This is a genomic window from Salinicola sp. (genome assembly GCF_982684285.1).
This window is the reverse complement of sequence record NZ_CEXLVS010000087.1, coordinates 7,893-15,253: the sequence shown is the minus strand read 5'-3', so window position 1 is coordinate 15,253 and position 7,361 is coordinate 7,893. Positions and strand designations below refer to the sequence as shown.

Here is a 7,361-nt window from a genome sequence, read left to right as displayed (position 1 = left end):
GTCCACCGGGACCACGTCGGTATGCCCGGAAAGCACCACGCCGCCGCGATCGGCGGGGCCGATCGTCGCCCACAGGTTGGCCTTGCTGCCATCCTCGTTGTGGATAAGTTCGCTGTCGACGCCGTGCTGGTTCAAGTAATCGCGGACGAACTCGATCAGCGCGAGATTGGATTCGCGGCTGACGGTATCGAAGCCGACGAGTTTCCCGAGAAGTTCCTGACTGGTCATGATGCGCTGTCACCGGATTGTCGTTGTCGCTGAATATGTACCCATCGTCACGATGATGCCGACCCCCACCGCGCAATGCCACCACCGCCGTCCTCGATTCCCGCTTTTACGCTTTCTTTACGTCTTCGCGCGAATTTCCACATCGAATTTTTACGCCCCTCGACTCGACACTGAGCGCCTCTCGAACGAGGAGGTAACCCATGTCCTACCTGATGCTGGCGATCGCCCTAATGACGGCCGTCTATCTGCTGGCGACGCTGTGCTGGCCGGAGCGATTCTAGCCATGAACGCGATCACGCTCTGCTACGCCCTGCTGATCGGATTGGCCCTGCCCCTGGGGCTCTATATGGGGCGGGCGCTGGATACGGATCGATCCAGCGTGATGGATCGTCTCTTCGGGCCGGTGGAATCGGTCCTGATGCGCCTGGCCGGCGTCGACCGACAGGCGTCGATGACCTGGTCGGCCTATCTGCTGGCCGTGTTGAAACTTCACCTGCTGCTGATCGGGCTGGCTTGGCTCATCTTCATGGGCCAGGGCCTGCTGCCGCTCAACCCCGATGGCATCCCCGGCATGAGCTGGGATACGGCGCTTCACACCGCGGTCTCGTTCGCCACCAACACCAACCAGCAGCACTACTCGGGCCAGGCGCAGCTCTCCTACCTGAGCCAGACGTTTGCCATCGTCACGCTGCAGTTTGTGACCCCGGCGACCGGGCTGGCGGTGCTGCTCGCCATCACGCGCACGCTGCTCCGGCGCCAGACCACCAGCACGACCGTCAGCACCAGTACGCCCGCCGGGCGCGGGGTGGGCCACGACTCGGTCGGTCACTGCTCGGTCGGTCATTACTACGTCGACCTCACCCGGATCGTGGTGCGGGTGCTGCTGCCGCTGTCGCTGATCGTGGCGCTGCTGCTGGTGTGGCAGGGCGTGCCGGCGACCTATCACGGCGCCCAGAGCGTGGCGATGCTCGATGGAGGAGCGACCCAGGTGATTCCGCGCGGTCCGGTGGCGCCGATGGTGGCGATCAAGCAGCTGGGTACCAACGGCGGCGGCTGGTACGGCCCCAATTCGACCATGCCGCTGGAGAATCCCACTGGGTTTTCGAACCTGATCGAGACGATCTCGCTGTTGCTGATTCCGGTGGCGTCGCTGATCGCGGTGGGCGTCATCAGCGGCCGTCGCCGGCTGATGATAGGCATCGGCGCGGTGATGATCGCGTTCTCACTGGTGACCACCACGATGATGGTCGTCTCCGAACGCTTGCACAATGCCGCACTCACCGGGCTCGTCGTGGACGGCAGCCCCAACCTGGAAGGCAAGGAGGTGCGTTTCGGCAGCGATCTCTCCGCGCTGTGGGGCAGTTGGACGACGCAGACCTCCAACGGCTCCGTCAACGCCATGCACGACAGCTTCAACCCGCTGGGCGGGCTGGGCCTGCTGATGGACATGTTCGTCAACGTCACCTTCGGCGGCATCGGCGTGGGCCTGATCGGCTATCTGCTCTATCTGATGCTGGCGGCCTTCATCGGCTCGCTGATGATCGGCCGCGCCCCGGAGCTGTTCGGCAAGCCGCTGGAGACCCGCGAGATGCGCTGGATCTCGCTGGCGATCCTGGCGCAACCGCTGATCATCCTCGGATTGACCGCCGCCACCGTGGCGTTCCCCGCCCTGACCGGCAACTCCAACCCCGGCTTTCATGGCCTCTCCCAGGTGCTCTACGAATATACCTCGGCGTTCGCCAACAACGGCTCCGGCTTCGAAGGGCTCGGTGACGCCACGCCCTGGTGGAACCTGACCTGCGTGTTGGCGCTTGGGGTCGGCCGCTTCCTGCCGATGCTGGTGCCGCTGGCGGTGGCCGGCTGGCTGGCCGAGAAACGCACGGCGCCGCAGGGGCGCGGCACCCTGTCGCTGGAGAGCGGGGCCTTCGTCGGGCTGCCCGCCGGCGTCATCGTCATCGTCAATCTGCTCGGCTTCCTGCCCGCCCTGGTGCTGGGGCCGATCGCCGAACAGCTGACCCTGCCGTGATCAATCGAATCGAGGAGAGCGACATGACAACGAGGCAATCACGGGAAGCATCGCCCGGTCTGCGTATTCAACCGCTGATGCTGTTGGGAGAGTCCCTGCGCCGCTTGAATCCGCGCAGCCTGGCGCGCAACCCGGTCATGGCGGTGGTCGCCATCGGCACCCTGGTCTGCGCGCTCTACACCGGCATGGCGATCGACGCCGGACGCGCTCAGGCCGTCTTCGCCTCGATCGTGACGCTGATCCTGCTGGCCACGGTGCTGTTCGCCAATGCCGCCGAGGCGATGGCCGAGGCCCGGGGCAAGGCCCATGCCGGCAGCCTGCGTGCCACCCGGGGCGAGCTGACGGCGCGGCGTGTGACCCAGAGCGGCGAAGAGACCGTGGCCGCCGATCGGCTGCGCCGGGGCGATCGCGTCCGGGTGATCGCTGGGGAGCTGATTCCTGCCGACGGTGAAATCATCCAGGGTGCCGGTTCGATCAACGAATCGGCCATGACCGGAGAGTCCGCGCCGGTGCTGCGCGAGGCGGGCACCGATAACAGCGGCGTCAGCGCCGGCACCAAGCTGCTCTCCGACGAGCTGATCGTCGAGGTCAGCGTCGATCCCGGCGAGTCGCTGCTCGACCGCATGATTGCGCTGGTGGAAGGCGCCAGCCGCCAGAAGACGCCCAGCGAGCTGGCACTCTCCGTGCTGCTGTCGACGCTGACGCTGGTATTCCTGATCGTCGTGGTCACGCTGGTGCCGATGGCGCTGTTCGTGGGGATCGAGACCTCGACGGTGATGCTGGTGGCGCTGCTGGTGTGCCTGATTCCCACCACCATCGGCGGGCTGCTGCCGGCGATCGGCATCGCCGGCATGGAACGGGCGCTACGCGCCAACCTCATCGCCAAGTCCGGCAAGGCGGTGGAGATCGCCGGCAGCATCGACACCCTGCTGCTCGACAAGACCGGCACGATCACGCTCGGCGACCGTCGCGCCACCGAATTCGCGCCGTGTCAGGGGGTCGATCTGACACGACTGCGGGAGATCGCCGGTGTCTGCTCGCTGCAGGATCCGACCCCCGAAGGGCGCTCCATTGTCGTCCTGGCGCGCGATCAGGGCGCGACGCTGGATTCGCCGCAGAACGCCGAGGTCGTGCCGTTTTCCGCGATGAGTCGGGTGTCCGGTCTCGATTTCGCCGATGGTCGATGCTGGCGCAAGGGCGCGCCCAACGCCATCGCCCGGCTGGTACGGGAAGCCGGAGGCCGCGTGCCGGGGGATTTCGAGGCGCTGGTCGAACGTATCTCACGCCACGGTGCCACGCCGCTGGCGGTGTTGGAGGGCAACGTGTTGCTGGGCGTGATCGCGCTGTCGGACGTGATCAAGACGGGGATCGCCGAGCGGTTCCAGCAACTGCGCGAGATGGGCGTGAAGACGGTGATGATCACCGGCGACAACCCGATCACCGCTGCCGCGATCGCCGCCGAAGCCGGCGTCGACGACTACATCGCCGAAGCGACCCCGGAGCGCAAGCTCGAACTGATCCGTGAAGAGCAGGCCGCCGGTCGGCTGGTGGCGATGATGGGCGACGGCACCAATGATGCCCCGGCGCTGGCCCAGGCCGATCTGGGACTGGCGATGAACTCCGGCACCCAGGCGGCGCGGGAAGCGGCCAACATGGTCGATCTCGACTCCGACCCCGGCAAGCTGCTCAGCGCGGTGGAGATCGGCAAGCAGCTGCTGATCACCCGCGGGGCGCTCACCACCTTCTCGCTGGCCAACGACGTCGCCAAGTATTTCGCGATTCTGCCGGCGATCTTCGCCGCCAGCGTGCCGGCGCTGGGCGGTCTCGACGTGCTCGATCTGCACTCGCCCGAGTCCGCGGTGTTGTCGGCGGTGATCTTCAACGCCCTGGTGATACCCGCGCTGATCCCGTTCGCCCTGCGCGGCGTGCGGGTTCGCGCCGCCTCCGCCAGCGCCATGCTGCGGCGCAACCTGCTGATCTACGGTCTCGGTGGTCTGTTGCTGCCGTTCCCCGCCATCAAGCTGATCGATCTGCTCATCGGTCCGCTGTTCTGAGATTTCTGGAGACTTGCCATGTCAGTCACTGATTCCCGTCACGACGTTTCCGCTCATGGTGATCCCCATGAGACCTCTCAAGCTGCCCATCGCTTTGCCGGCTCCGGCAGCTGGCTGACGGCAATCCGCTTCAGCCTGCTCATGGCGGTGGTGCTCGGTCTGCTCTATCCGCTGGTGGTGGTCGGATTGGGCCAGTTGGGGTTTTCTCATCAGGCCAACGGCAGTCTGCTGGCCGATGTGGAGGGTCGGGTCATCGGCTCGTCGCTGGTGGGTCAGCGATTCACCAGCGAACGCTATTTTCAGGGCCGGCCTTCGGCGGTGGATTACGCGGCCGACGCGGTTGGCGGTTCCAACCTGGCGCCGAGCAATCCGGCATTGCGGGAACGCGCCGAGGCCGACGCCGGGCAGATCACCGCCCGCGACGGCGTCGAGCCGGGCCGGATACCGGTGGACCTGCTGACTGCCTCTGGATCGGGCATCGACCCGGCCATCAGCCCCGAAGCGGCAGCCATCCAGGTCGATCGTGTCGCGCGCGCGCGCGGCCTGACACCTTCGGCTGTCACTGCGCTGGTCGAGCGCTATAGTGACAGCGGCGGCTGGCTCGGTCAGCCGACCGTCAACGTGCTGGCACTCAATCTGGCCCTGGACGCTATCGAATGAGATCGAGACGCGCCCGCTATCCTGAAGCGGATTGTCGGAGATCGAAACCGTGAATCATTCCCGCGAGGTGCAGCGCCCCGATCCGGACGCCCTGTTGGCAACGACGCGGGCCGGTCATGACGGATCGCTGCGAATCTTTCTCGGCGCCGCCCCCGGCGTGGGCAAGACGAGTGCCATGTTGCGCACCGCGCGGGAACGTTTCGACGCCGGGGGCGACGTGCTGCTGGGCGTCATTGAAGCACACGGCCGCGAGGAGACCGAACGCCTGTGCGACGGGCTGCCGAGTCTGGCGCTGACGCCCAGGGAACGTCATGGGCGCACCTTCCATGAATTCGACCTCGACGCCGCGCTGACGCGTCGACCGCAGATCCTGCTGGTCGACGAACTGGCCCATCGCAATATTCCCGGTGGTCGTCACGCCCGGCGCTGGCAGGATATCGAAGAGCTGCTCGATGCAGGTATCGATGTCTGGACCACGCTCAACGTCCAGCATGTCGACAGTCTCAACGACGACGTGGCGCGGATCACCGGTATTCGGATGCGCGAAACCGTCCCCGATCGGCTGATCGCTCGAGCCCGGGACATTTCGTTGATCGATCTCACGCCCGCCGAGCTGATCGAGCGCCTGCAGCAGGGCAAGGTCTACGTGCCGGAACAGGCGCGGACGGCGCTGGAGCACTATTTTTCGCCTGGCAATCTCACCGCGCTGCGTGAACTGGCGCTACGCGTGATGTCGGATCGCCTCGACAGCGACGTGCGCCAGGTCATGGACGCCAGCGGTGTGGCGGGCCCCTGGCCGGTGCGGGCAAAACTGTTGGTGGCGGTGAAAGGCAAGCGTGGCGATCACGGCCTGCTGCGGGCGGCCAGCCGCTGGGCTCAGCGTCACCAGGCACCCTGGCAGGCCGTGCAGGTCACGCCGCTTCGCGATGTCGATCCCGCGACGGCCAGCGAGTCGAGCAATCTGCGCCAGCAGGCCGAGCAGTTGGGCGGGCGTTGGGAAACTCTCAGCGGTGACGACCCGCTGGCGGAGCTACTGGACCACGCGGCACGCCACAACATCACCGCCTTGATGATCGGACGGGCGACTTCACGGCGACAGGCGTGGTGGCAACCCGTTTTGTGGCGATCGGGGTGGCGATCGGGATGGCGACGACCGCTGGTCGACCGGCTGCTGGCGCGGCGCCCGCCGTTCGATCTGATCGTGCTGGCCGACGAAGAGGCGATGACGCGGCCCTCTCGCCCCCGCTGGCAACCGCCGCTGGCGCGGGAGTGGCTGTGGCCGCTGGCGGGCACCGCGCTGGCGGCGCTGGCGGCCCAGCTGCTTTCGACCCAGGTCGAACTGGCCAATCTGTCGCTGATCTTTCTGGCTGCCGTCCTTGCCAGTGCGCTGCGCGCGGGCACGCGCTCGGCGATGCTGGCGGTGGTTTTCAGCGCTCTGGTCTACAACTTCCTGTTCACCGAGCCGCGCTTCACGCTGGCGATGATTCATCAGGACCAGATCCTGACGCTGCTGATCTTCCTGCTGGTGGCGGTGGTCGCGGGGCAGCTGGCGGGCAAGGTGCGCCGGCAGTTGCGGGAACTGCGCGAGAGCCGGCACCAGATCCAGGAGATGCTGTCGGTATCGCGCTCGCTGGCGAGTGCTGCCGATCACGCCCACGTTCGCGAGATCGCGCTCAAGGCGCTGGCCGACTATCTCGCACTGCCCTGCGTGTTCGTCGAGAGCGACGACCCCGCCGGTGCGCCTCGTGTCACCGGGTCCTACCCGGGCGAGATCGGGCTGGAGTCGCCCGCTCTCCAGGCCGCGCGCTGGACACACCAGCACGGCCGGCCGAGCGGGCACGGCACCCAGACGCTCGGCGCGCAACGCTGGCGGTTCCTGCCGATCCGGGAGAACGACACGCTACGCGGCGTGCTGGGGCTGGCGCTGGGCGACCGCGAACGTCCGCTCGATGCCGCCGAGGAGGCGCTGGTCGACAGTCTGGTCAATCAACTGGGCAGCGCGCTGGCTCGCACGCGGCTGGTCGCCGATCTCGGCGCCGCGCGGCTGGCGGAGGAGAACGAACGCCTGCGCTCGGCGCTGCTGTCGTCCGTCTCCCACGATCTGCGCACGCCACTGGCCTCGATCATCGGCTCGGCCAGTTCGCTGCGCGAGCTCTGGTCGCAACTGGACGAAGCCGACCGCCAGGAGCTGCTCGACGGCATTCTCAGTGAAAGCGAGCGCCTCAACCGCTACATTCAGAACCTGCTCGACATGACGCGGCTGGGCCACGGCGGGCTGAAGCTGGAACGGGACTGGGTGGCGCTGTCGGATATCGTCGCGTCGGCGCTCAAGCGTCTCGGCTCCGTGGTGGAGCCCCTCGCCGTCGAGCGTCATCTCGCCGCCGACCTGCCGC

At 67.0% G+C, this 7,361-nt stretch carries 4 protein-coding genes and 1 pseudogene; 4 read left to right on the top strand and 1 reads right to left on the bottom strand.

Going from position 1 to position 7,361, the window contains the following annotated elements; genetic code table 11:
* Positions 1–228: pseudogene (locus AC3AYF_RS09550) on the bottom strand (acetylornithine deacetylase); the annotation flags it as partial.
* Between the two features lie 283 nt (positions 229–511).
* Between AC3AYF_RS09550 and kdpA the strand changes: the two are divergent.
* From kdpA to AC3AYF_RS09530, 4 genes are all read left to right on the top strand, one after another.
* Positions 512–2,254 carry a potassium-transporting ATPase subunit KdpA gene (gene kdpA / locus AC3AYF_RS09545; RefSeq protein ID WP_487779673.1) on the top strand — a complete coding sequence of 581 codons (1,743 nt, stop codon included), beginning with the start codon at positions 512–514 and terminating at the stop codon, positions 2,252–2,254.
* 23 nt (positions 2,255–2,277) lie between these two features.
* On the top strand, positions 2,278–4,308 hold the full coding sequence (gene kdpB / locus AC3AYF_RS09540) for a potassium-transporting ATPase subunit KdpB (protein ID WP_295038528.1): 2,031 nt from the start codon (positions 2,278–2,280) through the stop codon (positions 4,306–4,308).
* Positions 4,309–4,326: 18 nt separating this feature from the next.
* Complete coding sequence (gene kdpC / locus AC3AYF_RS09535; RefSeq protein WP_295038526.1) at positions 4,327–4,968, top strand: potassium-transporting ATPase subunit KdpC; 642 nt, start codon at positions 4,327–4,329, stop codon at positions 4,966–4,968.
* Positions 4,969–5,017: 49 nt separating this feature from the next.
* Positions 5,018–7,361 (top strand): DUF4118 domain-containing protein (locus tag AC3AYF_RS09530; protein ID WP_487779672.1); only part of this gene is annotated, 2,344 nt, incomplete at its 3' end.

Bases quoted from the DNA above. Each gene is read 5' to 3' on its own strand.
- kdpA (WP_487779673.1), top strand. From the start codon at position 512: ATGAACGCGATCACGCTCTGCTACGCCCTGCTGATCGGATTGGCCCTG.
- kdpB (WP_295038528.1), top strand. From the start codon at position 2,278: ATGACAACGAGGCAATCACGGGAAGCATCGCCCGGTCTGCGTATTCAA.
- kdpC (WP_295038526.1), top strand. From the start codon at position 4,327: ATGTCAGTCACTGATTCCCGTCACGACGTTTCCGCTCATGGTGATCCC.